Origin of the sequence: Rhizobium sp. YAF28, from assembly GCF_052113285.1 — a bacterium.
Classification (GTDB): domain Bacteria; phylum Pseudomonadota; class Alphaproteobacteria; order Rhizobiales; family Rhizobiaceae; genus Rhizobium.
The window spans coordinates 240,719-263,944 of the sequence record NZ_JBFRCX010000001.1 but is presented as its reverse complement, the minus strand read 5'-3'; the positions used below and the strand labels follow the sequence as shown (position 1 = coordinate 263,944).

28 protein-coding genes and 1 pseudogene are annotated in these 23,226 nt (G+C 60.3%); 12 read left to right on the top strand and 17 right to left on the bottom strand.

The features are described 5' to 3' along the window. The first annotated feature begins 40 nt into the window (after positions 1–40). The 5 genes from AB4Z13_RS01425 to AB4Z13_RS01405 all read left to right on the top strand — a co-directional run bounded on the left by AB4Z13_RS01425 (position 41) and on the right by AB4Z13_RS01405 (position 3,695). The gene (locus AB4Z13_RS01425; RefSeq protein WP_442205573.1) at positions 41–796 is read left to right on the top strand and encodes an SDR family oxidoreductase; all 756 of its coding nucleotides are present in this window, start codon (positions 41–43) and stop codon (positions 794–796) included. 51 nt (positions 797–847) lie between these two features. Next, complete coding sequence (locus tag AB4Z13_RS01420; RefSeq protein ID WP_442205572.1) at positions 848–1,252, top strand: cupin domain-containing protein; 405 nt, start codon at positions 848–850, stop codon at positions 1,250–1,252. A gap of 113 nt (positions 1,253–1,365) precedes the next feature. After that, positions 1,366–2,118 (top strand): SDR family oxidoreductase, encoded by a 753-nt coding sequence (locus tag AB4Z13_RS01415; RefSeq protein WP_442205571.1) that lies wholly within the window; start codon positions 1,366–1,368, stop codon positions 2,116–2,118. Between the two features lie 101 nt (positions 2,119–2,219). Then, positions 2,220–2,918: an HAD family hydrolase gene (locus AB4Z13_RS01410; RefSeq protein WP_310388523.1), complete on the top strand. Its 699-nt coding sequence runs from the start codon at positions 2,220–2,222 to the stop codon at positions 2,916–2,918. 126 nt (positions 2,919–3,044) lie between these two features. Next, a complete protein-coding gene (locus AB4Z13_RS01405; protein WP_113323529.1) occupies positions 3,045–3,695 on the top strand; it encodes a LysE family translocator in 651 nt (216 codons plus the stop codon). A 59-nt stretch (positions 3,696–3,754) separates the two neighbouring features. On the opposite strand, the gene AB4Z13_RS01400 is transcribed toward AB4Z13_RS01405, so the two are convergent. Continuing rightward, positions 3,755–4,099 (bottom strand): ArsR/SmtB family transcription factor, encoded by a 345-nt coding sequence (locus AB4Z13_RS01400; RefSeq protein ID WP_310388527.1) that lies wholly within the window; start codon positions 4,097–4,099, stop codon positions 3,755–3,757. Between the two features lie 106 nt (positions 4,100–4,205). Here AB4Z13_RS01400 and AB4Z13_RS01395 point away from each other — a divergent pair, with 106 nt between their 5' ends. Further along, positions 4,206–4,952, top strand: a complete 747-nt coding sequence (locus AB4Z13_RS01395; protein ID WP_113323527.1) for a glucose 1-dehydrogenase — start codon at positions 4,206–4,208, stop codon at positions 4,950–4,952. A gap of 86 nt (positions 4,953–5,038) precedes the next feature. Here AB4Z13_RS01395 and AB4Z13_RS01390 read toward each other — a convergent pair whose 3' ends face one another. Continuing rightward, a complete protein-coding gene (locus tag AB4Z13_RS01390; protein ID WP_113323526.1) occupies positions 5,039–5,539 on the bottom strand; it encodes a GNAT family N-acetyltransferase in 501 nt (166 codons plus the stop codon). A gap of 252 nt (positions 5,540–5,791) precedes the next feature. On the opposite strand from AB4Z13_RS01390, the gene AB4Z13_RS01385 reads away from it, so the two are divergent. Further along, a complete protein-coding gene (locus tag AB4Z13_RS01385; RefSeq protein ID WP_442205570.1) occupies positions 5,792–7,387 on the top strand; it encodes a serine hydrolase domain-containing protein in 1,596 nt (531 codons plus the stop codon). Between the two features lie 474 nt (positions 7,388–7,861). Here the strand turns inward: AB4Z13_RS01385 and AB4Z13_RS01380 are convergent, their stop codons facing one another. Beyond that, entirely contained in the window at positions 7,862–8,419 is a 558-nt protein-coding gene (locus tag AB4Z13_RS01380) for an NUDIX hydrolase (protein ID WP_442205569.1), read from the bottom strand. A gap of 146 nt (positions 8,420–8,565) precedes the next feature. On the opposite strand from AB4Z13_RS01380, the gene AB4Z13_RS01375 reads away from it, so the two are divergent. Then, a complete protein-coding gene (locus AB4Z13_RS01375) occupies positions 8,566–9,330 on the top strand; it encodes an alpha/beta hydrolase family protein (RefSeq protein WP_442205568.1) in 765 nt (254 codons plus the stop codon). Between the two features lie 206 nt (positions 9,331–9,536). On the opposite strand, the gene AB4Z13_RS01370 is transcribed toward AB4Z13_RS01375, so the two are convergent. Together AB4Z13_RS01370 and AB4Z13_RS01365 are read right to left on the bottom strand one after the other, a co-directional pair. Then, on the bottom strand, positions 9,537–9,986 hold the full coding sequence (locus AB4Z13_RS01370) for a DUF4168 domain-containing protein (RefSeq protein WP_113323522.1): 450 nt from the start codon (positions 9,984–9,986) through the stop codon (positions 9,537–9,539). A gap of 300 nt (positions 9,987–10,286) precedes the next feature. Next, positions 10,287–11,435 carry a helix-turn-helix domain-containing protein gene (locus AB4Z13_RS01365; protein WP_442205567.1) on the bottom strand — a complete coding sequence of 383 codons (1,149 nt, stop codon included), beginning with the start codon at positions 11,433–11,435 and terminating at the stop codon, positions 10,287–10,289. A gap of 667 nt (positions 11,436–12,102) precedes the next feature. Between AB4Z13_RS01365 and AB4Z13_RS01360 the strand changes: the two genes are divergently transcribed. Then, positions 12,103–12,303: a hypothetical protein gene (locus AB4Z13_RS01360; RefSeq protein ID WP_113323520.1), complete on the top strand. Its 201-nt coding sequence runs from the start codon at positions 12,103–12,105 to the stop codon at positions 12,301–12,303. Here the strand turns inward: AB4Z13_RS01360 and AB4Z13_RS01355 are convergent. Then, positions 12,300–12,416 (bottom strand): annotated as a pseudogene (locus tag AB4Z13_RS01355) (IS5/IS1182 family transposase); the annotation flags it as partial. The gene AB4Z13_RS01360 and the pseudogene AB4Z13_RS01355 sit on opposite strands and share 4 nt — an antisense overlap. A 43-nt stretch (positions 12,417–12,459) precedes the next feature. Continuing rightward, on the bottom strand, positions 12,460–12,933 hold the full coding sequence (locus tag AB4Z13_RS01350) for an Lrp/AsnC family transcriptional regulator (RefSeq protein WP_113323549.1): 474 nt from the start codon (positions 12,931–12,933) through the stop codon (positions 12,460–12,462). Between the two features lie 103 nt (positions 12,934–13,036). Here AB4Z13_RS01350 and AB4Z13_RS01345 point away from each other — a divergent pair, with 103 nt between their 5' ends. Then, on the top strand, positions 13,037–13,570 hold the full coding sequence (locus AB4Z13_RS01345) for an RBBP9/YdeN family alpha/beta hydrolase (RefSeq protein WP_442205566.1): 534 nt from the start codon (positions 13,037–13,039) through the stop codon (positions 13,568–13,570). 60 nt (positions 13,571–13,630) lie between these two features. On the opposite strand, the gene AB4Z13_RS01340 is transcribed toward AB4Z13_RS01345, so the two are convergent. Further along, the gene (locus tag AB4Z13_RS01340) at positions 13,631–14,602 is read right to left on the bottom strand and encodes a quinone oxidoreductase family protein (RefSeq protein ID WP_442205565.1); all 972 of its coding nucleotides are present in this window, start codon (positions 14,600–14,602) and stop codon (positions 13,631–13,633) included. Between the two features lie 82 nt (positions 14,603–14,684). Here AB4Z13_RS01340 and AB4Z13_RS01335 point away from each other — a divergent pair, with 82 nt between their 5' ends. Continuing rightward, the gene (locus AB4Z13_RS01335; RefSeq protein ID WP_442205564.1) at positions 14,685–15,545 is read left to right on the top strand and encodes a LysR family transcriptional regulator; all 861 of its coding nucleotides are present in this window, start codon (positions 14,685–14,687) and stop codon (positions 15,543–15,545) included. 79 nt (positions 15,546–15,624) lie between these two features. Here AB4Z13_RS01335 and AB4Z13_RS01330 read toward each other — a convergent pair whose 3' ends face one another. Together AB4Z13_RS01330 and AB4Z13_RS01325 are read right to left on the bottom strand one after the other, a co-directional pair. Continuing rightward, positions 15,625–15,930: an MliC family protein gene (locus tag AB4Z13_RS01330; protein ID WP_442205563.1), complete on the bottom strand. Its 306-nt coding sequence runs from the start codon at positions 15,928–15,930 to the stop codon at positions 15,625–15,627. A gap of 64 nt (positions 15,931–15,994) precedes the next feature. After that, entirely contained in the window at positions 15,995–16,459 is a 465-nt protein-coding gene (locus tag AB4Z13_RS01325; RefSeq protein WP_442205562.1) for a GNAT family N-acetyltransferase, read from the bottom strand. A 430-nt stretch (positions 16,460–16,889) separates the two neighbouring features. On the opposite strand from AB4Z13_RS01325, the gene AB4Z13_RS01320 reads away from it, so the two are divergent. Next, positions 16,890–17,090 carry a hypothetical protein gene (locus AB4Z13_RS01320; protein ID WP_442205561.1) on the top strand — a complete coding sequence of 67 codons (201 nt, stop codon included), beginning with the start codon at positions 16,890–16,892 and terminating at the stop codon, positions 17,088–17,090. 78 nt (positions 17,091–17,168) lie between these two features. Here AB4Z13_RS01320 and AB4Z13_RS01315 read toward each other — a convergent pair whose 3' ends face one another. From AB4Z13_RS01315 to AB4Z13_RS01285, 7 genes are all read right to left on the bottom strand, one after another. After that, positions 17,169–18,101: an alpha/beta fold hydrolase gene (locus AB4Z13_RS01315; RefSeq protein ID WP_442205560.1), complete on the bottom strand. Its 933-nt coding sequence runs from the start codon at positions 18,099–18,101 to the stop codon at positions 17,169–17,171. Positions 18,102–18,208: 107 nt separating this feature from the next. Then, the gene (locus tag AB4Z13_RS01310; RefSeq protein WP_442205559.1) at positions 18,209–18,571 is read right to left on the bottom strand and encodes a DUF2200 domain-containing protein; all 363 of its coding nucleotides are present in this window, start codon (positions 18,569–18,571) and stop codon (positions 18,209–18,211) included. A gap of 210 nt (positions 18,572–18,781) precedes the next feature. Next, positions 18,782–19,489 (bottom strand): cytochrome c3 family protein, encoded by a 708-nt coding sequence (locus AB4Z13_RS01305; RefSeq protein ID WP_442205558.1) that lies wholly within the window; start codon positions 19,487–19,489, stop codon positions 18,782–18,784. After that, positions 19,486–19,995 carry a nitrate reductase cytochrome c-type subunit gene (locus AB4Z13_RS01300; protein ID WP_442205557.1) on the bottom strand — a complete coding sequence of 170 codons (510 nt, stop codon included), beginning with the start codon at positions 19,993–19,995 and terminating at the stop codon, positions 19,486–19,488. The genes AB4Z13_RS01305 and AB4Z13_RS01300 overlap by 4 nt, the downstream gene beginning before the upstream one ends. Then, positions 19,965–22,469 carry a periplasmic nitrate reductase subunit alpha gene (napA, locus tag AB4Z13_RS01295; protein ID WP_442205556.1) on the bottom strand — a complete coding sequence of 835 codons (2,505 nt, stop codon included), beginning with the start codon at positions 22,467–22,469 and terminating at the stop codon, positions 19,965–19,967. Before napA ends, AB4Z13_RS01300 begins: the two co-directional genes overlap by 31 nt. Beyond that, on the bottom strand, positions 22,444–22,725 hold the full coding sequence (locus AB4Z13_RS01290) for a chaperone NapD (RefSeq protein WP_310388564.1): 282 nt from the start codon (positions 22,723–22,725) through the stop codon (positions 22,444–22,446). Before AB4Z13_RS01290 ends, napA begins: the two co-directional genes overlap by 26 nt. Beyond that, complete coding sequence (locus tag AB4Z13_RS01285; protein WP_442205555.1) at positions 22,718–23,218, bottom strand: ferredoxin-type protein NapF; 501 nt, start codon at positions 23,216–23,218, stop codon at positions 22,718–22,720. The genes AB4Z13_RS01290 and AB4Z13_RS01285 overlap by 8 nt, the downstream gene beginning before the upstream one ends. Positions 23,219–23,226 lie beyond the last annotated feature (8 nt).

Sequence of the window (23,226 nt, the reverse complement as noted above, 5' to 3'; positions counted from 1 at the left end):
GGAACTCCGGCCCAAGAGGGTCGCGGGAGGAGAACCCGTTATGAAAATCGTACTTATCGGAGGCACCGGCCTCATCGGATCGAAGACCGCAGCGCGTCTGCGAGACAAGGGCCACGAGGTGCTGGCCGCATCCCCGAAAACCGGGGTCAACACCATCACCGGGGAAGGACTGGCGAGCGCGCTCGCCGGCGCCGACGTGGTCGTCGATCTCGCAAACGCGCCGTCCTGGGAAGACCAGGCAGTCCTGGACTTCTTCGAGACATCGGGCCGCAATCTGCTCGCCGCAGAACGCGACGCCGGCGTGAAGCACCATATCGCCCTGTCTATCGTCGGATCGGAACGGCTGCCGGAGAACGGCTATTTCCGGGCCAAGCTGGCCCAGGAGAGGCTCATCAAGGGATCGCCGATCCCGTACACGATCATTCATTCCACCCAGTTCATGGAATTCCTGAAGGGCATCGCCGATGAGGCGACCGTCGGCACTGTGGCCAGGCTCTCGCCTGCAGCCTTCCAACCCATAGCCTCGGACGACGTTGCCGACATCGTGGCGGATGTTGCCCTTGCACGGCCGGTCAACGGGATGATCGAAATTGCAGGTCCGGAGCGCTCCCGCATGAACGAGATCATCGGCCGTTATCTGAAGGCGATCCATGATCCGCGGACAGTCGAGGCGGATGTTCACGCGCGCTATTTCGGGTCGGAACTGGACGATCGCTCGCTCGTGCCCGACGAGGGCGCGCGGCTCGGCAAGATCGGCTTTGCAGACTGGTTTCGCCAGTCCCAGCAGTCCAGGTAGCTCGAAGCTCCCGACACGCATTTTTGCACGGCAACGAAGAGGGTTACGACGATGAATTCCGCCCTATCCGCATCGCTGGTGGCAGCCAGCATCTGCCTCTCCGGCACCTTGGCTATCGCCGCCGAGGACACAGCGAAGGTAAAATCGCTCATGAGCAAGGATCTTCCGCACTATCCGGGCAAGGAGGGTCTCATGATTTCGGTAGATTACGGGCCGGGAGGCTCCTCGCCGATTCACAAGCATGAGGCAGACGCCTTCGTCTACGTGCTGGAAGGTTCGATCGTGATGCAGGTCAAGGGAGAAAAAGAGGTTACCTTGTCTCCAGGGGATACGTTCTACGAAAGCCCTTCCGACATCCACCTGATCAGCCGCAACGCGAGCAAGACGAAACCGGCGAAATTCATCGTCGTGCTGGTCAAGAAAAAGGGCGCTCCGGTGGTGATGCCGGTAAAATGACATCAGGCGCTCTAAGCGCCGAATTTTTGCGGTGCCGGCCGAACCAGTGCCGGCATTGTCCGAGCTTTTGATCGTTGCGATCGAAGTTAGGGGCGAAAACACGGAGGGGATCGATGAAAGTAACGGTCATGGGAGCGAGCGGGCGCATCGGAACGCGCCTCGTTGAAAGCCTCAGGCAGGCGGGGGCCGAAGTCGTCCTGGCATCCCCCACTTTCGGAGTGAACAGCGTGACAAGGGAAGGCCTCAGGACCTCGCTCACGGGCGCGAACGCCGTCATCGACGTCACGAACGCTGCATCCTTCGGAGACAATTCCGCGTTGGAGTTCTTCAGGACATCCACGCGAAATCTGCTGGCCGCCTCCGCAGATTCAGGGGTCGGCCACTATCTCGCCCTGTCGATCGTCGGGACCCCTCGCCTTGTCGAGAGCGACTACTTCCGCGCAAAGATGGTGCAGGAGAACCTGATCAAGGCGGCCCGGCGCCCCTATACGCTTGTCCACTCGACACAATTCTTCGAGTTCATCAGCGGCGTGATCGACATGGCGGCAGGTGATGACGGTATCCGGCTTCCTTCCGCCTCCGTGCGGCCGATAGCTGCCGATGACGTCGCGGAGGTGCTCACCCGGTTGGCGTTGGAACCTCCGGTGAACGATACGGTGGAAATAGCGGGACCGGAGCAGTTCGCCCTCGATGAGATCGCCCGCATGCTTGTCGCAGCCAACGAAGACATGCGCCCGGTAATCACCGACGAGACCGCGCGCTACTATGGCGTCGAACTGAACGACGACACATTGCTGCCGCTTCACCTCGCCCATGTCGGTCCTATAAGGTTCGAAGACTGGCTGAACCAGTCCATGGCCAGTTAGGGGGCAATTCCGGCCCGAGGCTGACAGCGCTTTTGTGTTTTCATGGCCGTCGTGGCAATACGGATGCGACCAAGGAAACCTCGCTCTTGTCAGGTTCATAGATGATGCGCCTGCCCCGTATCCCCCAAGCCGTCTTGTTCGACATGGACGGGGTGATTTTTGACACCGAAACTCTGTATCGCGATGCGACGATAGCGGCTGCTCGACACGCCGGCTTTCAATTGCCTCAATCCGTCTATCTTGAAACAATTGGTTTACCCGCTCCCGCTGTTCGCGAACTTTTGCTGGCGCAATTCGGAAAGGACGCTCCTTTAGAGGATTTTTGGAGGCATGCTTCGGAGCTGTTTGAAGAGATGGCTCAAACGGATTTGCGAACAAAGCCAGGCTTGCCGGAAATTCTCTCTCTCCTCGAAGCCGAACAGATACCTTCAGCGATTGTCACCTCTTCAAATCGGGCTCTTGTAGAGGCGCACCTCTCCGCAGCCGGCCTGCAAGGTCGCTTCAAAACCATTGTTGCGTATGGCGACTACATCGCGGGAAAACCACACCCCGCCCCTTATCTGCTGGCCGCTGAGCGGCTAGGCTTGCCCATTGGTGATTGCGTAGCACTTGAGGACTCCCGCAACGGGGTTCTTTCCGCGTCGAGTGCGGGAGCCATGACCATCATGGTGCCGGACCTCGTTCAGCCTGATCGAGATATTTCCGGCCTGTGCGAATGCATAGTGGCCGATCTTCATGTTGTACGGGAATTGATCTCGAACAGTTTGATTGACCTCGTCGGCTGGGCCGCAGACTCATAAGCGCGGAGCCAAAGCCGCATTGAGGCGAGCTGAACCACAGCGCGGCGCGCTGTCGGATACGCACACCTCGCCTTGCACGCAGCCCAATGCTATCGTTACTGTCATAGGAAACGGAGCAAGACAATCATGGATTTGGCAATTCCCAGCGCAACCAATCTCAGCCTGTTCGTCAGCGCCACGCTCGTGCTGCTTCTCGTACCTGGACCCGCCGTCCTTTACATCTTCGCGCGCTCGGTCGAGCAGGGCCGTTCTGCCGGCCTCGTTTCCATCCTTGGCATCCACACGGCCACACTTGTTCATGTCGTCGCCGCCGCTGTGGGGTTGTCGGCTCTCCTGGCATCGTCTGCGCTCGCCTTCAGCGTCGTGAAATATGCCGGCGCGGCCTACCTGATTTGGCTTGGCCTCAAGAAGCTCTTCGGCCCGTCGGGCATTCCCGACGTCGAGGGAGGTTTACCGACGCGCAGCCGTATGCGCATCTTTCGTGAGGGCTTTATAGTCAACCTCCTCAATCCGAAGACAGCGCTGTTCTTTCTGGCTTTCCTGCCGCAGTTCGTTGAGATCGACCGTGGCCATGTGGCAATGCAGGTCGCTTTTCTCGGGATTCTCTACACGGCGATCGGCGTTCTGACGGATAGCTCCTATGCCCTTGCTGCCGGCACCGCCGGCACCTGGCTAAAGCGCAGTCCCGTCTATCTCAAGGCTGAACGCTGGGTTAGTGGCTTCGTCTACATCGGCCTTGGCTTGACGGCCGCTTTTGCGGGCAATCAGAAAAAATAGCCCGTCTGGCTTCCCTTGAAAGTCGCTGGCGGCGGCCAGACCGCGATGTCATCAGGTGATCAGCCTGCGTTCGTTGCTGCCGGTGGCCGTCCGTAGGCGCTCAGGATGGCCCCGATGAGACCGGGGAAACGGCTATCCACCTCCTGGCAGCGCGAATGGTTGCGCATCTCCACTCCTTGACGCTCACCCCGGATAAGCCCGGCCTCGCGCAGCACTTTCATATGCTGCGACAGCGATGATTTGGGGATGACTCGGCCCCCGAGATTGGAAAGCGCAGTGCATGTGCCGCTGGAGCCGAGGCCTGCGATTTGCGCGAAGATCGCCACACGCTCCGGATCGGAGAGCGCATACAGGATCGCTTCCGGCTTCAAATCCTCGACGGCTGGATGAAAAAGCGGTCTCATGAATTTTATATAGGGCTACTTGAAATCGAGATCAACAGTTCCGAATTTCTGAACTATGGAACAATGCCGTCAACCCCGGCGGCAATCCAGGTCGAAAGGAATTGATATGTCTAAGCTTGCTGGAAAAGTCGCCGTCGTGACAGGGGCCTCCAAGGGGATCGGCGCTGCGATTGCCAAGGCGTTCGCCGCTGAAGGTGCAAAGGTGGTGGTGAACTACGCGTCGAGCAAGGCGGGTGCAGACGCTGTCGTCGAGACGATCACTGCCGCCGGCGGCAAGGCCGTCGCGGTACAGGGCGATGTTTCCAAGGCGGCACAGGCGCAAGGGTTGATCGACGCCGCAGTCAGGGAATACGGCCGTCTGGACGTGCTGGTCAATAATTCCGGCGTCTACGAATTCGGGGCGATCGAAGAGATCACCGAGGAACACTACCACCGCCAGTTCAACGTGAACGTTCTGGGCCTGCTGCTGACCACCCAGGCCGCTGTCAAACACATTGGCGAGGGCGGCAGCGTCATCAACATCTCGTCCGTGGTAACGAGCCTCACTCCCCCCGCCTCGGCCGTCTATACCGGCACCAAGGGAGCCGTGGACGCCATCACCGGCGTGCTCGCCAAGGAGCTCGGTCCGCGCAAGATCCGCGTCAACGCCATCCTTCCCGGCATCGTCGAGACCGAAGGCACGCACACTGCAGGCGTCATCGGTTCGGATTTCGAGCACACCGCGGTGGCACAGACCCCGCTCGGGCGCATCGGCCAGCCCAACGACATCGCCACGGTCGCGACCTTCCTCGCTTCTGATGATGCCGGTTGGCTGACTGGCGAGCGACTGGTCGCCGCCGGCGGTTTCCGCTGATTGACGATTGATGCTGCTGCGTGCTCTCTCAGGGAGCACGCACCCTGCCCCGGTTGCCGGTGCATGCGCTGGCTTGCGAGGCGGGATCAGCCCGGAAACTCTTCCCAGACTTCGGCATAGGCCTTGAAGCCGATGCGCTCGTAGGTGGCTTTGGCTTTAGGATGATCCCAGGTGTCGGTGTGGAGCCACACGCGATCAGGCCGATGAGCCCATATCGCCCTGAGGGACCAATCCAACAGATAGGGCCCGAGACGACGGCCCTGGACCTCGGGAACGAGGCCAAAATGCTTCAGCTCCACATCCCTTTCGCCCACGCCCACGAATTCGCAGAGCCCGACCGATTGTCCGTCGTGCCGCAAAATGTAGAGCGCTGTGGAACGGCTGCGCAGAAACGCCAGAAGCCCTTCCCTTGTCATCCGGAGACGCTCGTCCCATTGCAGGGGCACCCCTATGGATTGATAGAGGCTGAGATAGTCGTCCGCATCAGGACGCTCCTCCGCGATGCCAGCGGCCGCAAGCGGAGACGACAATGCACCGCCCTGCGGGGGCGCAAGCTGTTCCATATATGTGACGAGAAGACGGACCATGCGGGGACTCAACAACTGCCGATCGATAGCAGACCCGGTTCATGAAATCGACGTCTCACATGGCCTGCGGAGAAGAAGCGTAAGCGGTGTCGCAATCACATCGCTATGTACGATCGTCCATTGCAAGGATCGAATTGACCCTCCATAGTTGCGCTTAATGCGAAGATGGATAGTGATGCTTCGACAAACTTACGATCGAAAGATTCAGCTCTCCGCTTCCTTTGCCATATGAAAATGATCTGGGGGAGACGGATGACGGAAGCCGAACGCGTCGATCGACTATTCGAGGCCTGGAACAATCAAGATTCGCCCGGCTGCGCGGTTGCGGTCATACGCGATGGCGATGTTGCCTATAAGCGCGGCTTCGGCATGGCCAATCTGGCCTATGGCATCGCGATCGGGCCGTCCACTGTCTTCCATTCGGCATCCGTCTCCAAACAGTTCACGGCATTTGCAATCCTGCTGCTGTCATCAGAAGGAAAATTGTCGCTAGATGATGCCGTGCGGAAATACGTGTCCGACCTGCCTGATTTCGGCGCGCCGATCACGCTGCGACATCTGCTCCACCATACCAGCGGTATCCGCGATCATTGGGAATTGCTGGCCCTCGCAGGCTGGCGTTACTCCAAGGACTTGATCACCGACGACGACATCCTCGCCGTCGTCTCCCGCCAGCAAGATCTGAATTTCCAGCCCGGCGACGAACATCTCTATTGTAACACGGGTTATGCCTTGCTGGCACAAGTCGTGAAGGCGGTCAGCGGCCAGTCCCTGCGTGCCTTTACCTCGGCCCGGATTTTCGAACCCCTCGGCATGCGCAATACGTTCTTTCGCGACAACTACGCCGAGGTCGTCAGGAATGTCGCCGACGGTTATGTGAAGACGGAGTTCGGGGTGGAGATCTCGAACACCAATTTCGACACTGTGGGCGCGACCAGCCTGCTGACCACCGTCGAAGATCTCGCGCTTTGGGACAAAAATTTCTACCATTCGCGTGTGGGAGGTCCGGATGTCATCGCAGAGATGCTCAAACGCGGCCGGCTGAACGATGGCAGTGAAATCGGCTATGCCTCGGGCCTCGGCATCGGTAGCTATCGCGGCATAACGATCGTCGAACATACCGGCGGCGATGCCGGCTTCCGCTCCGATCTCATTCGCTTTCCCGAGCAGCATTTCTCCGTGGCGATCCTCGCGAATTTCGGGTCGATCGTACCCAGCGATCTCGTCCGACGGGTCGCCGATATCTATCTCGCGGATGTGTTGCAGCCGGTATCAACGCCTGTGCCGAACCCGTTTCCGCAACCCGACGCGAATGCATTGGAACTGCTGACCGGCTATTACGCCGAGGCGCGGCTAGGCGGCCGGGTCGCCCGCCTCGCGGAGCATGGTGGAAAGTTGCTGGGCGGCTATGACATCGAGTATGACGGCTATGCCCTTGAAGCAGTCGATGATCGTCGCTTCCGTTTCAGCGATTTCCCCAACAGTGAGATCGAGCTGGAGCAAGAGAAAGGTGAGCCCGCGACCGAGCTGAGGTCCTATTTCGACGGCAAGCCCGGATACCAGTACCGGCGATTGCCGGCATATACGCCTTCGCCAACAGAGCTTGCCGATTTGGCCGGCTCCTATCGTCCGGTCGAAAACGACATGCCCTATGAGGTGAACGTCACGGAGGCGGGTCTGATGTTCAAATCAGTGAAGTCCCGAGAAATCACACTGACAGCCGTCGCGCCGGACCATTTTCTCGGTGATGGCGACCGGTTCACCTTCACCCGCGACGGAGACGGCCGGGTCAACGGCCTGCTGATGAACAGCGGTCGCGTCCGCCATTTCCGCTTCGACCGGCTTTGATCTGCTCGCTCGTGACATACAACGTAAGCAGCGTGCCGCTCGCACCTTGACTGCGATTTGCTGCTCGATATCGAAGGCTTTAGCGTTGGAGCAGGCCAGCAACAACACGCCAAGACGGTTATTGCGTTTGGCAGAGGTTGCGCCAATCATGAAATCGTAAACCCGACCATCTTCGAAGGTGGAGCCCCAGCCGGAATTCCGACGCTTTGGCTGCACGGCAGTCATGACCAGTACTATCGAATAGGGCACTGCCGGGGAAATTTTGAAAAGTTTCTGTCGGCGGGCGGACAGGGGAAATTCGTTGCTGCCGCCGCGGGGCCATGCCTTGCTGTTCAAGCCGGCATTGTGGAAGCACCATCTCGATCATTACATCGATAGTGTTGCTAAGGGGATCAGTCCGCAAAGCTTCTGACATCAGCGACGACAGCAAGACCTGTTCTCCGGCCTTGTCATGTCGCACCGGCGTGTCGGCTACTATCCCAACCGTCCGGCAACCCGCAGCGCCAGAAGGATGGACGACACGTGAAGAGCCTGCCCGATCAAGCCGGCCTGCAGCCCATCCAGCACCTCCGCAATGGGAAGGGCATGAACGGTCAGGCCCTCCTCGCCGGCCTCGAGGCGTTGCTGATATTTTTGCTCGGCGCCGGTTGCGAGATAGGTGTGAAGACGGTTCGTGTGAGAGGCCGGGTTCGGATAAAGCGTGCTGATCAATTGCCAGTTCTGGGCAATGTAGCCGGTTTCCTCCTCCAGTTCGCGACGGGCTGCCTTTTCACTATCCGCGTCCCGCTCGTCGAGGCCGCCTCCCGGTATTTCCAGGAAGAACTTGCCGGCCGCATGTCGATATTGGCGAACAAGCAAGAGGCGATCGTCAGTGGTGATGGCAACGATATTGATCCAGTCGGGATAGGACAGCACGTAATAGGGAGAAATCCTCACGCCGCCTGACGTCAGACAATCGTCGGCCCGCAAATTCAGCCACCGATCCTGCAGGATCGTCCTGGATTCGATCACCGTCCAGCCGTCGTCCTCCATTCGAAAATTCTCCCGTTTCGACTCGCCGATCCCGAAGACTAGTTCAATGCGCCGGCGTCGGCCATGGAACATGCCTTGCGAAATTCATTGCAGTTTTCGGATGGCTTGTGGGAGTTTGCGTCAGCGGAAATCGGACGCGAATCCAGATGGCGACAGGTCTCACCAGGCTTGAGAAATATTTCATCCCCTCCGGCGAGCCTGATGCCCGACTGGAAATTGTTGCGGCCAGGCCCCGGCACGAAGGACCATATCCGACCATCGTCTTCAACCATGGCTCCACCGGGCGCGGCCACAACAAGTCCTTCTATACGAGAACCGCGAGCCCGGCTGTCGTGGCGAACCATTTCGTCGAACGGGGCTGGATGATCCTCTTTCCGCAACGCCGGGGGAGAGGCAAATCAGGCGGAAATTACGGAGAGGGACTTGCTCCTGATGGCTCCGGCTATTCCTGCAATGTCGAGATTGCGGTTGCGGGCTTCGAGCGGGCCGTTGAGGATTTGGATGCTGTCGTGCGCCATCTGCGCGAGCGGTCGGATGTGGATCAGAGCCGACTTGTCATCGCGGGCGTCTCGCGCGGCGGCATCCTGTCGATCGCATATGCAGGCATGCGCCCGGCTATCTTCCAAGGCGCTGTCAATTTCAACGGTGGCTGGCTTGGCAGAGGTTGCGCCAACCATGAAATCGTCAACCCGGCCATCTTCGAACGCGGAGCATCGGCCGGAATTTCGACGCTCTGGCTGCACGGCACGCATGACCAGTACTATCGGATTGAGCACTGCCGCGGAAATTTCGAAAGGTTCCGCTCGGCGGGCGGACAGGGGAAGTTCATTGCGGCGGCCGCGGGCCATGCCCTGATGTACAAGCCGGCATTGTGGTCGAACCATCTCGATCACTACCTGGATAGTCTGTAACCGCTGTTCTTAGGCCGCCAAGCAGGGATGTAGCTCCTCCCTTTGTTGACGCGCTGTACCAAAGGCACAAAGCGATACTCAGCGGCGATCGGGGGGGAGCCAGGCCAGGATGGCGCTGACCTTGCCCCAGTGATTGCCCCAGTGATCGAGGTGTACTCCTCGACGTAATCCTCTCCGATTCAAGGATTATGCAGAAGCGCGCAGCCCTATTGCTGCTGCTGCGCCGGCGGCGGGGTGCCGATCTTTTCCAAAACCTTCTTGGCGAGAGCCGGGTCGCTCTGTGCTGCCGTCAGAATCGACGAGTATTCCTCGACAGAGATGCCGTTAGAGGCTTCGACGGTGTCGACCATCTGCTTTTTGGCTTCATCCTGCAGCTTTTGCTTCGCAGCCTCGTCCTTCGTCGCGCCGATTTTGGCCGAATATTCCTGCCTGACCTTGTCGACCTGCTGATAGGCAACGGCAAAGGCCTCGATTTTCTGATCGCTGACAGGGGCGGCTGCACCATTGTCTCCGGTCTGCCCCTGCATCGGCGCCTGGCCCTGCGCCGGCGGCTGCTGTTGCGCCTGGGCCAGATCCACGGCGGATGCCGGGCTGAGAGCAAGCAGGCTGAAGACCGCAGCGGTCATCGTTGCGACGGGTGTGTAACGAGTGATCATAGTCATTCCTTTTCACGTGCATGATTTGATCGGCAGCAGGACCGCCTCGGTCGATCGCTCAGCCGCTTGAGGCTGGCGAGGTCGCAACGATGGACCGTTAAGAGGGCACGGTGCGGCGGTGGCGGGGCAATTTGCTGACGATTGAGCGGCAGCTTTGTGACCATCGACATGCCGGCCAGGCGCGGATAAATCCGGTGCTAGTTGACGAGGCTGGCGTTCTTTGAGGTCTCCCGCCGGGAAGTTGCATCCGGAGGTGGATCTCAGACTTGGCTGAGCCAAGGCCTCCACCATGACATCGGATCAGCCTGCAAGCGTCAGCCAATCGCCGATCGTTGTCCCGTGATGCCGTGTGGAACGCGCAGCCGGAACAGCCGGGCGCTCGGTTGCCACGGTTCTTCGGATTTCACGTGGGCTCAATCCGAATTCGTGGCTGAAAGCGCGCGTAAAATTGGCAGCGACGACGAAACCGGCGGCCTCCGCGATCTCGGAGATTGGCCTGTTATCGGCCGGGTTGCTCAGATCCGCATAGGCCTGCAGCAGTCGCCGCTTGCGGATATAATTCAGCACTCCCCCGCTCGCTTCGAACAGCTGGTAGAGCCGCGTGCGCGAGATGCCCAGGGCGCGGCAGATGGAGTCGGGCGTCACATTGTCTGATTGCAGGTTGAGGTGAATGTAGCGATGCGCCCGCTCCATCATTCCCATACTGCCTTGGACTTGACCCGTATCCGACCTTATGGATGAGGCAGCACTTGCAACGACCATGTCGGCGATTGTTTGTATGATCCGCGGCACCTCCCCAGCCGTCAGGTTGCCCAGCTTCGTTTCCAGACCGGCGATATAGCTGACGAGCAATTCAGCCAGGCTGCCGGACAGAAGCGTATTGTTGGCACCCTGGAGAAGGCTTGCATCCACGGCCAGCAATTCATAGGGGAGGAAGACGAGCACGGCGACGCAATCGGTCATCCGCCCGCGATAGGGATAGCTGAGAGATCTGAAAAATACCTCGCCGGCACCGGTTTCCGTAACGTGACGGCTGACCTCGGTCCAGATCCGGCCGCTGCGAAGCAGGCCGACGTTCCAATGGTCTATCGGGCTCGAACGGAGCATGGATTGATCGCGAATATAGCTATGCGCCTGTGTGTGCTGCTGGACGATGAGCACGCTGCCGAGATGCCAGCCGATCTGTTCGGCAAGAAACCCGTCGTCGGGTGATTTTCCATCCGGCAGATGGACATCCACGAGCGGCGCCATATGCGCACGCCAGGCCTGGAACTGGTCTTTCGCCGGCAGATCCCTCGTCGAGAAACGCAGGGGCACCAGCGCAGGCGCGACATCCTGAAGTCGCTCCTTCTCCATGGCCGGTTCGCGCGGCCAGCGCCGCCGCTCCAGATGGGCCGGCCATGCCTGCCCCGCAGCGGGGTCATCTCCAGATCCAGAACCCGTAGCCATCCAATCCCTCCAGCGTGCCAATCGATCCGACCGGGCCGTTGAAATTGAGAGTGAACAATCGTTTTTGCGACAAAATCGCCGCCAGAAACCGCCCTAGCCGGGAATCGGCAAGCAGCCACCTCCATAAGTTGTTTATCATAATCCCTTTGGATCAGAAATGTACGCAACGATAATTTTCAGGACGCGCGGATAACGACAATTGCGTCCCATGGCTGTATTTAAATAAGCACGGTTAATTCCCGAATGAGAACAGAATAGACCAGAATACTTCACCTGCCAGCGCCCCATAGAGACGGAGCAATTCCAGGTGAAACGACAAGAACTCAAGAAAAAACACGAGAGTACGAGAAGGTAGTCGTGAACTACCCGGGAAATATTCGTGCGCTTTCTGCATAAGCTTCGGCCCATTGCAGAGACTCTTCGTCACACAACCTGCAGCCGCCAAAAAGAATACTTATAACCGGCTACGGAGGCTTCCTTGATCACTCAACTGGGGGGATTGAGGCGATCGTTAGCAAGGCCAAGTGGGACGAAGCGAGGGGTTGCGCGCAAATTCAGGCGCCATTGAGTCGATGCGTATGAGCCTGATGCTGACGCGCAACCCCATTCTATCGAACCTGGAGAATTCTGATGCGAACTGCCCTCTTATGGGCAAACGGAGGCTAAGATGATCACGACGGAAGACCAGAACCACATCGAATTGAAACAGACTTCGAACTGCAGAAGGGACGTCGAAATCGCAATGATGGGAATGCTCACCAATCTGCAGAAACACGGATGGTCAGCAGCGGAATTGGCACTGGCGCTTGCGGATGCCTCCGAAGAGCTCGTCATGCTGATCGCCAGCAAAACGGTGAGATCGAACTAGACTGTCGTGACGAATTCGTCATGTAAGACAAATCTAACGGCGAGTTTGTCGTATCGCGTTGCGATACGACGCCGCTGTTTGAGCTTGGCAAAGAAGCTCTCGTCGCGCCATCGCCCCAGCTTTCGCTACGGCACCTCTATCGCGATTACCGCGAAATCAGCCCTTCATCATGAGCTCGCGCCCGATCCGTTTGGTGGGCTCGCTGCGTAAAACGATCGCAGTGTTGACCGAGCCGTAGCGGGCAACGGCATCGACGATGCTTTCCAGCTCCGCCGGCGACGGCACGATGACTTTCAGGTGAAAACAGTCTTCTCCCGTCAGCCTGAGAACCTCAATGACTTCAGGCATTTCCGAAAATTGCTTCAAGCAAGTCTTGATATATTCGTGCGTGGTGCGCAGGCGGATGATCGCCATCATTCCAAGCCCGACCGAAGCAGGGTCGATGACAGCCCTGTAGCCGCTGATGATGCCGCGTTCTTCAAGCCGCTTCAGGCGTTCCGACGCTGCCGGCTGCGAGAGGCCGACCCTTCTTCCAAGTTCGGAAACGCTGATGCGCCCGTCGCCTTGCAGGGTTTCAATCATGGCAATATCGGTTGGATCGAGCTCGGCACGACTATCGAATTTCGCCATCGACTTTGAATCCATCGGTTTGCGACGAGTTTTTCCGATGAATGCCAATTTATCCACTCTGAGTAAACGGTCATGTTGGCGCGGTAACCACGAGAGGCGAGACATGACCGAAATCATCCATCTGCCGGGTATCGGCAATTCCGGCGAGTTCCATTGGCAAAGCCGTTGGGAGAGCGCCGATCCCTCCATCCGCCGTTTCGCCCCTTCGAACTGGGACAAGCCCGATATTTCCGACTGGATCGCGGCGCTGGAGCAGGCCGTGCGTGCCGCGCGAACGCCGCCCGTTCTCGTGGCTCATAGCCTGGCCTGCCTGCTCGTCGCACATTGGCATGAAGTTTCCGATCTGGCGATCAAAGGGGCGATGCTGGTCGCCGTGCCGGATCCGGCATCTCCGGCCTTTCCCTCAGAGGCTGTAAGCTTCGCAGAGGTACCCCGGAAACGGTTTCGGTTTCCTTCCCTCATCGTGGCAAGTACCGATGATCCCTATGGTTCGCTGCCCTATGTCGAGACACGGGCCGAGCAATGGGGCAGCGAATTGAAGGTGATCGGCGCGGCTGGCCACATCAACGGCCAAAGCGAACTCGGCGATTGGCCGGAAGGCCTGGCGCTCCTGAGAAACTTCGCAAGCCGCCTGTAGCCCGCCTCGCCTGCACCGGGAGATGACGTGACGGCGCACGCCACCAACCCACGGCAACCGTCACGGTATGAGCAATATGCTGCCGGCCGGCCGCCCCGACTCCATCTCCTCATGCGCCTTCGCAACCTCCGCCAAGCCGTATTCGGCAGCGATCTCGCAGACGATGCCCCGCTCCATCGCGGCGATCGCCGCCTCTGCGGCATCGCGGTATCGGCCGACATCGGCGCACCAGGCCATGATGCTCGGATGCGAGAGCGACTTGCCGGGCCGAAGCTCTTCCACGGCAACAGGCGGAATAGGGCCGGCGGCCTGGCCGATGGTGATGGCGGTTCCGAAGGGGCGCACGGCGCGGATGCTCTTCAACAGCATGTCGCCGCCGATACCGTCATAGGCGACATCGACGCCGTTTCCACCGGTCAGTCGCTTCACCTCGGCGACGATATCGGCCCCTCGCCCGATGATCAGGTGATCGGCGCCATAGGAGGTGGCAAGGGCCGCCTTTTCGGGCGAACTGACCGTGCCGATGACGGTGGCTTCGAGCGATTTCGCCCAGCGCACGAGAATGCTGCCTAGCCCGCCGGCGGCGGCATGGATCAGCACGGTACTGCCCTGCCCGACATTGGTGACTTTCCTCAGGAGCATATAGGCCGTCATGCCCTTGAGCAGCGAGCTTGCTGCCACCTTGGCCGATACCGCATCGGGAAGCGCAATCACCCTTTCGGCCGCAATGATGCGGGTCGAGGCATAGGCGCCGGCTGGCGGGCCGCCATAGGCGACGCGGTCACCCGGTTTGAAGCCGGAGACATCGGCACCGATCTCTTCGATCACGCCTGCGGCCTCCACGCCGATGACGGCGGGATAGGATGGCAGCGCATAGAGGCCCTTGCGGTGATAGATATCGAGGAAATTGGTGCCGACCGCCTGATGGCGCATCTTGACCTCGCCGGGACCGGGGGACTCTGACGGCTGATCCTGCAGCCGGAACTGGGTGACATCGCCGGGGGCGTCAAGCAGGACGATCTGGTCGGGCATCGGTCGTTTTCCTCTATGGAGCAACTTGATGCAAGCAAACTAGCCGATAGCCTTATGTGTGAAAATTCCCTATTGTCGCACAATGATTGGGAAGGAATTCACACAATTAGACTGGGACGACCTGAGGCATTTCCTGGCGCTGGCGCAGGCAGGAACCCTTCTCGGCGCAGCAAGACAGATCGGCGTGGAGCACGCGACGATCAGCCGCCGCGTCACAGCCCTTGAGAAAGGCCTCGGCCGCAAGCTCGTCGACCGCCGCGGGCGCCGCATCATCCTGACCGGCGATGGTGAGCAGATTGCCAGGCACGCCGCCCTCGTCGCCCAGCAGATGGCGGCCATCGAGCAGCTCGGCCGGGCGAGCGCCACGGAGACGCGCGGCCATGTGAGGATCAGCGCCCCGCCAGCGCTTTCGAGCGTGCTTCTCGCAAAGCCCGTGGCCGCCATCAGGCGTGAGCATCCGGGCGTCGAGATCACGCTGGTGGGCGAAAAGCGCCTCGCCTCGCTGAACCGCCGCGAGGCCGATATCGCCGTGCGCATGTCGCGCCCCGAAGATGGCGATTATGCCATCACCAAGCTCGGCGAAATGGACTTCCACCTCTATGCATCGAAGGCCTATCTCGAAACCGTGCCGGAGGCGCAATGGACCTTCATCGGCTATGACGAAGGCATGAATGCCTCGCCGCAGCAATTGCGCCTCTTCGAACTCGCCGCCGGCCGGCCGATCGCGATCCGTTCATCGGTTCTGGAGTTTCAGGCCGCCGCCGCAAGGCTTGGCGGCGGTGTCGTCCTGCTGCCGGATTTCGCGGTTTCGGGCACGGATGGTTTGCAGCGGATCGAGGATGAAGATCCTCTGACGCGTGAAGTGTGGCTGGTGGTCCACGCGGAGATCAAGGATGTGCCGGCCGTCCGTGTGGTCATGGAGGCGCTGAAGAGCGCCTTTTGAGATGCGGCGGGCCGGATGCAGGCCTCTCCAACTCTCAATCGAGCGGCAATACCACGACCGGTTTGCCCATCACATCGGATCACTGCACGTGGCAGCTGGTCGACCTTCCAGGCGCTTCCAGCTGCGCATCGTTGCCCTTGATCCAGAACAGAACGGTCCCATCGGTATAGCGCGCGCCGGAGCCGGACATGCCCTGCGGCAGGCGGAAGCTCTGCCCGTCCGTGGTGATCAGCGCCTCGTTGCTCGCAGTCAGGAAACTTGCGGTGACACCCTTGCCGTCATCGCAGCGATAGATGACCTCCGCCTTGTCCTCGGCCAGGACTGGGGCAAGGCTCATCAAAAGCACGACACCCGACAATCCAAACACACCACTCTTCATCCTCATGCCTGTCTCCCTCGGTTGGAAAGTGTGGGACGTTAGCAGCAGATGATGACCGCATGAGCGGTCGTCAACGCAGGACGTTATACGGCCGACGCACATACCGTTGGCGGACTACTTCACCCTCTCTCCAGATGTCTGCTGGAATGAAGCCGCAGCACTCATACAGCCGCCTGGCGGCACCCGCTCCCGGACTACCTGCGACGAAGGTATCCACATGAATAGTAGACTCGGGAGGTGTGGTTGAAATGGCAGCCTCGACAAGTAACTTGCCAATGCCGAGCCGGTGAAAGTTGGAAGAGACCGCGAGCCAGCGGATGGCATACTCCGTACCGCTACCGCCTATGATAACGCCTCCTAAAAAGCAGCCATCTCCAGCATCGGTTCTTGCGCAGTAGGCCTGCCGCTGCGCGATCTTCCGGATAAGAACATTATCGAAACCGGGCATGGGACCGAACAACGGCACCACTTCCTCAGCCAGCCGAAGCCAAGGTGCTACATCATCATGTTGTGCCAAGCTGATCCGAACTTGCATCCACCGCCTCGCCATGTCCTGAACCAAACTTCCATAGCAGGCAGATGTTGGCTTGTCCGCTTCGGGCGCAACAGCAGACTTCAGCCGTGTGTTCGCTCCGAGTAATTACACGGCATTGGCTCGTCGACCAGACTCTGCTTGTGGCCATTGACGATGGAGCCATCTGGCCAGAGCTAGGCGCGCTGCGACCTGGCTCGGCGCCCAGGGCTGACGGTTATTTTGCTGCGTAAGCGATGGCGAAAAATGGCACCGGCTGTCGAATTCGCGCCCGCTCGCGCGTCTTCTTGACAAAGAGGGCAAGGAGAACAGCCATGACGATTTCCATTACCGCCTTTGAACGCACGCCGCTCTTGCCATGTTTTTGCCACCACCCTGACATGCATTCTTTACAAATAACGCCTACCATAGGTTCGGACATGGAGGACAGGCGATGAATGAGATGACCGCATCGGACATGCTGAGGGATCCGCTGATCCGCCAGATGCTGCGCGCCGACAGGATCAGCCTTGCCACCTTCGCGACCCTGCTCGATACCGCCACCCGGCGGCAGGCCCGCCGCGCCGGCGAAAGCGTTCCTCCCCAGCCTGCGGCTCCGGAGGCCTGGAGCAGCGAGGCTCTTTCCTCCGTTTGACATCCCCATGCCCGATCAGGGCAGGACTTTCGGCTCGCCTTAGCCAGGCGGGCCTTTTTTGCGCCATGCCCTCCCGAGCTAGGCCGCAATCATAGGCTGGCTCGCCTCACCGGTTTCGTCCGGCGTCTTGCCCGCAAGATCGCCCGGCGTCTTGCTCGCAAGATCGCAGAGCATAGTCACCGCCAGATCCGGCGCGACATGGTGCGGCATGTGGCCGACTCCGTCGAGCAGTTCGACGGTGAGCGCCGGATGCCTGTCATGGAGCCAGTCGAGATGCCAGCCGGGGTCGATGATCCGGTCTTCGCGCCCGAAGAGAACGGAGACCGGCAGATCGGCCGGCAGGCTTCCGGGCGGTTGCATGTCGCCGTTGAAGGCCCAGAGTTCCTCGGCCATGGTAGCGATCGACGCGGCATTGACCATATGCATGGCCGGCAGGGTGGAAAGCTCTGATGTCACCGGATTGGGATAGGACGAGGCGCGCAAGCCACGCTCGAGGAAATAGGACGAGCAGCGGGCAATCACATGCTGGCGGATGACCGGGCCGACGAAGGGTGCGACGGCACTGCGCAGCACGATGAACGGCTTGAAGGGAACGGGCCGGCAGCAGGGCGAGATGAGAAACAGGCCTTTCAGGAGATCCGGCCGGCGGGCGGCCAGATGCAGTGCAGCCGCACAACCGATCGAATGGGCAGCCAGCACGACCTTGTCCAGCTCCAGCGCCTCGAGGAGACGCTCCAGCCAGAAGGACTGGCCACGCGGGCCGCGCTCCCCGGCAGGCAGTGCCGGGCTGAAACCATAACCCGGCCTGTCAGGCGCGATGATGTGCAGGTCGCTGCCCGAAAACGGCATCATCACCTCCTCGGCAATACTGCCGCAGCCATGCAGCAGCACGACGGGATTTTCACCTGCGCTTCCGCTTTCGAGCATGTGGATCTGCTCGCGATCGGTTTGAATGATTTTGCCAACCTGCGGGGAGACGGCCGGTGGAGGGAGAGGCTGGACGTAGATCATGCCGGGCAAAACGTGAACATCGGGGAAATGTTCCCCCGCCCCAGAAAATCGCGCCGCCTTCAGATGGTTAGCGCTTTCGGCGAGGCGTCGTGCCGATAGCGGGCAATTCAGGCGACGGGCGATTTCCGGAGGATCTTCTCCATCGCCTTTCCCCGCGCGAGTTCGTCGACGAGCTTGTCCAGGTAGCGGATTTCCCGCATGGTCGGCTCTTCGATATTTTCCACGCGCACCCCGCAGATCACGCCCGTGATCAGAGCGCGGGATGGATTCATTTGCGGCGCCTGCGCAAAGAAATCCTCGAAACTGGTCTTTTGCGCCAGTTCTCCGTCAAGGCTTTCCGCGCTGTGCCCCGTCAGCCAGCAGATGATTTCGTCGACTTCCGCCTTGCTGCGCCCCTTCTTCTCGGCCTTGGCGAGATAGTGGGGATAAACGCTGGCGACGCTGATGGAATAGATGCGATGCTTCGTCATGGGCCCTCTCAGGCGCTGCAGAGATCGTCCGGCCGAAGATAGCCGAGATCGGCGCAGGGAGGAATGCATGAGTGGCAGGCCGGACGCGATGTTGACGGTGTCTTCGCCCGAGCTTCCGCTTTGGAGCATATGGAAGGTAAGGCACCGGACCAACAGTTGGTCGCATGCCCTGCCCCTCTCCTCAGGATATTTCGGCAAAGGCGGCAGCCGTCAGTAATCGACGGCCACAGCATCCGCTGTGCCGAGATAGGCCGCGAGTTTGGCCCGCTCATGCCAGCCAGGATCGGCATTCCTGCCCATTAGCTCCGCCGGAACCTTCCAGCCCGGATCGATGCCTTTCATGTCAGGAAGTTCATGCGCGATGCCCTTGTGGCAATCGATGCAGGTCGCCTTGCCCGGGAGCAGGTATCGCGTGTGGATGTCAGCGGCGCGCACGGTCTGTTTCGTCAGGTCCATGGCGCCCATCGAGTGGCAGTTCCGGCATTCCAGGCTGTCATTGGCCTTCAGCCGCGCCCATTCGTGCTGGGCAAGTTCCAGCCGCTTGTCGAGGAACTTCTCGCGCGTGTTGATCGTCCCGAATATCTTGCCCCAGACTTCCTTCGACGCCTGCATCTTGCGGGCGATCTTGTCGGTCCATTGGTGCGGCACATGGCAGTCCGGGCATGTGGCGCGAACGCCCGAGCGGTTCGAGAAGTGAACCGTGCGGCTCAACTCCTCGTAGACATTCGTTTTCATTTCATGGCAGCTCGTGCAGAAGACCTCGGTATTGGTCGTCTCGAGCGCGGTGTTGAACGCGCCCCAGAACATGACGCCGCCGACGAAGCCGCCGAGCGTCAGGAAACCCAGGCTGAGTGTCGCGGCCGGCGTGCTCAACAAGCGCCAGCACCAGAGGACTATCGCCTTTATCCAGCCGATCATTGCTCGCTTCCCGCAGGTTTGAAGCCCAGCTCGCTCATGTCCTTGAAGCTGTTCGGCACCAGGGGCTTCGCATCCGCCTGAGGCACGTGGCAAGCGGTGCAGAAATATCGCCGGGGCGAGACGTCGGCCAGCATCTGCCCTTCGCGGGTCATGAAGTGCGTAACACTGATCATCGGCGCGCCGGAGCCTTCGGTCAGCTCGCGGCGATGGCAGGAAAGACAGCGATTGGCGTTCACCGTCAGCTGGTAGCCCTCGATCGAATGCGGGATGATGGGAGGCTGGTCCGGATAATTCCGCATCTTTCTGATGTCATCGACGACCCATTTGGGAACCGGCTTCGCCTCCTTGCTCTCCATCGGGTTGTCGTTGCCCGACAACGAGGGCACCATCTGCGCCACGGTGACGGTGCCTGTGAGCATGAGAAGGGCGACGGCCGCGATCGCCCAGACGCGCTTCTGGACCACGCGCCTCGTGATCAGGCGACGGGAAGAATCTTGACTGCGCATTTTTTGAAATCCGCTTGCTTGGAGATGGGGTCGGTGGCGTCGAGCGTGACCTTGTTGATCAACTGGCTGGCGTCGAACCACGGGACGAAGATCACGCCATGCGGCATTCGATTGCGCCCGCGAATTTCCACGCGGCTGATGATCTCGCCGCGCCGCGACTGGATCCGGACCTCCGCCCCCTGATTGATGCCCATTTTCCTGGCGTCGTCTCCGTTCATGAAACAGCGCGCGCCGGGAAACGCCCTGTAGAGCTCGGGAACACGCATCGTCATCGAGCCTGAATGCCAGTGTTCGAGAACACGGCCCGTCACGAGCCAGAAATTGAACTCGTCATCAGGCGACTCCGCGGGCGGTTCGTAGGGCACCGCCAGAATGACCGCGCGGCCGTCCTTCTGCCCGTAGAATTTCAGCCCCTCGCCTGGCTTGACATAGGGGTCGTAGCCTTCGCGGTAGCGCCAGCGCGTCTCCTTGCCGTCGACGACCGGCCAGCGCATGCCGCGCACCTGATGGTACATGTCGTAGGGTGCAAGATCGTGTCCATGCCCGCGACCGAACTCGGCATATTCCTCGAACAGCCCCTTCTGGATGTAAAAACCGAAGGCCTTGGCCTCCCGGTTCTCGTATTCGGCCGAGACGTCCGACAGGGGAAATTCGTCCACCTTTCCGTTCTGGTAGAGCACCTGGTAGAGCGTCTTACCCTTGTATTCCGGGTTCTTCGCGAGGATCTCGGCAGGCCAGACCTCGTCGGTGGTGAAGCGCTTGGAGAATTCCACCAGCTGCCAGAGGTCGGAGCGGGCTTCGCCCGGAGCATTGACCAGCTGGTGCCAGACATGCGTGCGCCGTTCGGCATTGCCGTAGGCGCCCTCCTTCTCCACCCACATGGCCGCCGGCAGCACCAGATCGGCGCTCATGGCGGTGACTGTCGGATAGGCGTCCGAGACGACGATGAAATTGTCCGGATTGCGATATCCCTTATAGGTCTCGTTGCTCGTGTTCGGCGCGGCCTGGACGTTGTTGTTGACCTGCACCCAGTAGAAATTCAGCTTCCCGTCATGGAGCATGCGATCCTGCTCGACGGCGTGATAACCGGGCTTCTCCGGAATCAGCCCGCTCGGCACCTTCCATATGTCCTCGGCATGCTTGCGATGCTCCGGATTGGTGACGACCATGTCGGCCGGCAGGCGGTGGGCAAAGGTGCCGACCTCGCGGGCCGTACCGCAGGCGGACGGCTGTCCCGTCAGCGAAAACGGACTGTTACCGGGCTCGGAAATCTTGCCCGTGAGCAGATGCAGGTTATAGACCATCTGGTTGGCCCACACGCCGCGGACATGCTGGTTGAAGCCCATGGTCCACAGCGACATGACCTTGGTCTTGGGATCGGCGTAGAGTTCGGCGAGCTGTTCCAGGAAGGCGCTGTCGACGCCCGAAAGCTCGACGGCCTTTTCGAGCGTGTATTCGGAGACCATCTCCTTGAACGCCTCGAAATCGATCGGCTCCATCTTGGCAGCGTCCGCCACCCCCTTGGCCTTCATTTCAAGCGGATTGTCGGGACGCAGGCCGTAGCCGATGTCGGTCGTCCCCTTCATGAACTTGGTATGCTTGTCGACGAAATCCTGGTTGACGCGGCCGGTCTGGATGATGTGGTTGGCAATGTAGTTCAGGATCGCGAGATCCGTACCCGGCTTGAAGATCAGGGGTATGTCGGCAAGGTCCATGCTGCGATGCGTGAAGGTGGACAAAACCGCGACCTTCACATGCTCGTGCCCGAGCCGCCTGTCGGCGACGCGCGTCCAGAGGATAGGATGCATCTCGGCCATGTTCGAACCCCAGAGCACGAAGGCGTCTGCGTTCTCGAAATCGTCGTAGCATCCCATCGGCTCGTCCATGCCGAAGGTGCGCATGAAAGCCACCGCTGCCGAAGCCATGCAGTGACGCGCGTTGGGATCGAGGTTATTGGAGCGGAAGCCCGCCCGCATCAGTTTGGTCGCGGCATATCCTTCGAAGATGGTCCATTGGCCGGAGCCGAACATGCCGAGTGCCGTCGGCCCCTTTTCCTTCATCACGCGCTTGGCCTGCGCCGCCATCACATCGAAGGCCTCTTCCCAGGTAACGGGTTCGAACTCGCCGTCCTTGGCGTAGACGCCGTCCCGCTTGCGCAGGAGCGGGCTCGTAAGCCTGTCCTTGCCGTACATGATCTTGGAGAGGAAGTAGCCCTTGACGCAGTTGAGGCCGCGATTGACCTCGGCCTCCATGTCGCCATGGGTCGCGACGACCTGGTTCTCCTTCACGCCCACCATGACGCCGCAGCCGGTGCCGCAGAAGCGGCAAGGCGCCTTCGACCATTTGATCTCCAGCGCCGCCACTCCGCCGGGCACCGACTGTGCCGAGGCGGGCGCGGCAAGGCCTGCGGTCGCAGCGGCGATTGCCGCCGCCTGCGCCTTCAGGAGATCACGCCGCGTGAGTTCGGTCGTCATCGATCGTCTCCTCTATTTCCAATGCCTGTTCGAAAACCATGTGGGCGGCGAGCACGCCGTCCATCCCCGAGATGCCGATGAGCGTTTCCCCGAGCACGCCGGAATGCGGCCCCTCGATCACGACGACGATCTTGCCCGGTCCCGTCGCGTGAACCTCGACCCCTTCGATTGCAGCGAGACGCGCTGCGACATCTTCGGTCAGTTCCGGGCGCGTGATGACGACGGCACTGGAGACGTGATGCCGGCTGTTAGACATGAGCAGCCTCCGGATGACGGGGATTCATCGTGATTGCATCGGCCGGGCAGACCGAAATGCAGGCGCCGCATCCCGTACATGCCGCCGCATCGAGTTCGGGAACGAACGGTCCGCCGAGCCGCGGCCGAAACCGGATCGCACCAGCCGGACAACAATCACGGCAGGCCTGACAGTCGACGTAATTATTGGCCAGGCACCCATCGCCAATTGCCGCATAATGGGCAAAGCCGCCTGCAGAACCAGCCGGAAAGACATTCTCGGGACATCGTTCCGCGCACTTGCCGCAAAAGGTGCATCCTCCCTGCCGAAAATCCACGGCCGGAATGCCCGAACGGATCGAAATGATCTTCGTGGGACAGGCATCGACGCAGGCGCCGCAGCCCGAACAGTTTTGAACGGATGTCTCACTCGCTCCGGGAGGCAAGATCCTATCCAGATCCTCCGGGGATCTGCCGGTCAGAAAGCCACGTCGGGTGCGCGTTGCGAGAACCATGACCCGAT

What these genes read in the sequence shown, in the direction of transcription:
- AB4Z13_RS01425 (WP_442205573.1), top strand. Translation starts at nt 41, where the DNA reads ATGAAAATCGTACTTATCGGAGGCACCGGCCTCATCGGATCGAAGACC.
- AB4Z13_RS01420 (WP_442205572.1), top strand. Translation starts at nt 848, where the DNA reads ATGAATTCCGCCCTATCCGCATCGCTGGTGGCAGCCAGCATCTGCCTC.
- AB4Z13_RS01415 (WP_442205571.1), top strand. Translation starts at nt 1,366, where the DNA reads ATGAAAGTAACGGTCATGGGAGCGAGCGGGCGCATCGGAACGCGCCTC.
- AB4Z13_RS01410 (WP_310388523.1), top strand. Translation starts at nt 2,220, where the DNA reads ATGATGCGCCTGCCCCGTATCCCCCAAGCCGTCTTGTTCGACATGGAC.
- AB4Z13_RS01405 (WP_113323529.1), top strand. Translation starts at nt 3,045, where the DNA reads ATGGATTTGGCAATTCCCAGCGCAACCAATCTCAGCCTGTTCGTCAGC.
- AB4Z13_RS01400 (WP_310388527.1), bottom strand. Translation starts at nt 4,099, where the DNA reads ATGAGACCGCTTTTTCATCCAGCCGTCGAGGATTTGAAGCCGGAAGCG.
- AB4Z13_RS01395 (WP_113323527.1), top strand. Translation starts at nt 4,206, where the DNA reads ATGTCTAAGCTTGCTGGAAAAGTCGCCGTCGTGACAGGGGCCTCCAAG.
- AB4Z13_RS01390 (WP_113323526.1), bottom strand. Translation starts at nt 5,539, where the DNA reads ATGGTCCGTCTTCTCGTCACATATATGGAACAGCTTGCGCCCCCGCAG.
- AB4Z13_RS01385 (WP_442205570.1), top strand. Translation starts at nt 5,792, where the DNA reads ATGACGGAAGCCGAACGCGTCGATCGACTATTCGAGGCCTGGAACAAT.
- AB4Z13_RS01380 (WP_442205569.1), bottom strand. Translation starts at nt 8,419, where the DNA reads ATGGAGGACGACGGCTGGACGGTGATCGAATCCAGGACGATCCTGCAG.
- AB4Z13_RS01375 (WP_442205568.1), top strand. Translation starts at nt 8,566, where the DNA reads ATGGCGACAGGTCTCACCAGGCTTGAGAAATATTTCATCCCCTCCGGC.
- AB4Z13_RS01370 (WP_113323522.1), bottom strand. Translation starts at nt 9,986, where the DNA reads ATGATCACTCGTTACACACCCGTCGCAACGATGACCGCTGCGGTCTTC.
- AB4Z13_RS01365 (WP_442205567.1), bottom strand. Translation starts at nt 11,435, where the DNA reads ATGGCTACGGGTTCTGGATCTGGAGATGACCCCGCTGCGGGGCAGGCA.
- AB4Z13_RS01360 (WP_113323520.1), top strand. Translation starts at nt 12,103, where the DNA reads ATGATCACGACGGAAGACCAGAACCACATCGAATTGAAACAGACTTCG.
- AB4Z13_RS01350 (WP_113323549.1), bottom strand. Translation starts at nt 12,933, where the DNA reads ATGGCGAAATTCGATAGTCGTGCCGAGCTCGATCCAACCGATATTGCC.
- AB4Z13_RS01345 (WP_442205566.1), top strand. Translation starts at nt 13,037, where the DNA reads ATGACCGAAATCATCCATCTGCCGGGTATCGGCAATTCCGGCGAGTTC.
- AB4Z13_RS01340 (WP_442205565.1), bottom strand. Translation starts at nt 14,602, where the DNA reads ATGCCCGACCAGATCGTCCTGCTTGACGCCCCCGGCGATGTCACCCAG.
- AB4Z13_RS01335 (WP_442205564.1), top strand. Translation starts at nt 14,685, where the DNA reads ATGATTGGGAAGGAATTCACACAATTAGACTGGGACGACCTGAGGCAT.
- AB4Z13_RS01330 (WP_442205563.1), bottom strand. Translation starts at nt 15,930, where the DNA reads ATGAGGATGAAGAGTGGTGTGTTTGGATTGTCGGGTGTCGTGCTTTTG.
- AB4Z13_RS01325 (WP_442205562.1), bottom strand. Translation starts at nt 16,459, where the DNA reads ATGCAAGTTCGGATCAGCTTGGCACAACATGATGATGTAGCACCTTGG.
- AB4Z13_RS01320 (WP_442205561.1), top strand. Translation starts at nt 16,890, where the DNA reads ATGAATGAGATGACCGCATCGGACATGCTGAGGGATCCGCTGATCCGC.
- AB4Z13_RS01315 (WP_442205560.1), bottom strand. Translation starts at nt 18,101, where the DNA reads ATGATCTACGTCCAGCCTCTCCCTCCACCGGCCGTCTCCCCGCAGGTT.
- AB4Z13_RS01310 (WP_442205559.1), bottom strand. Translation starts at nt 18,571, where the DNA reads ATGACGAAGCATCGCATCTATTCCATCAGCGTCGCCAGCGTTTATCCC.
- AB4Z13_RS01305 (WP_442205558.1), bottom strand. Translation starts at nt 19,489, where the DNA reads ATGATCGGCTGGATAAAGGCGATAGTCCTCTGGTGCTGGCGCTTGTTG.
- AB4Z13_RS01300 (WP_442205557.1), bottom strand. Translation starts at nt 19,995, where the DNA reads ATGCGCAGTCAAGATTCTTCCCGTCGCCTGATCACGAGGCGCGTGGTC.
- napA (WP_442205556.1), bottom strand. Translation starts at nt 22,469, where the DNA reads ATGACGACCGAACTCACGCGGCGTGATCTCCTGAAGGCGCAGGCGGCG.
- AB4Z13_RS01290 (WP_310388564.1), bottom strand. Translation starts at nt 22,725, where the DNA reads ATGTCTAACAGCCGGCATCACGTCTCCAGTGCCGTCGTCATCACGCGC.
- AB4Z13_RS01285 (WP_442205555.1), bottom strand. Translation starts at nt 23,218, where the DNA reads ATGGTTCTCGCAACGCGCACCCGACGTGGCTTTCTGACCGGCAGATCC.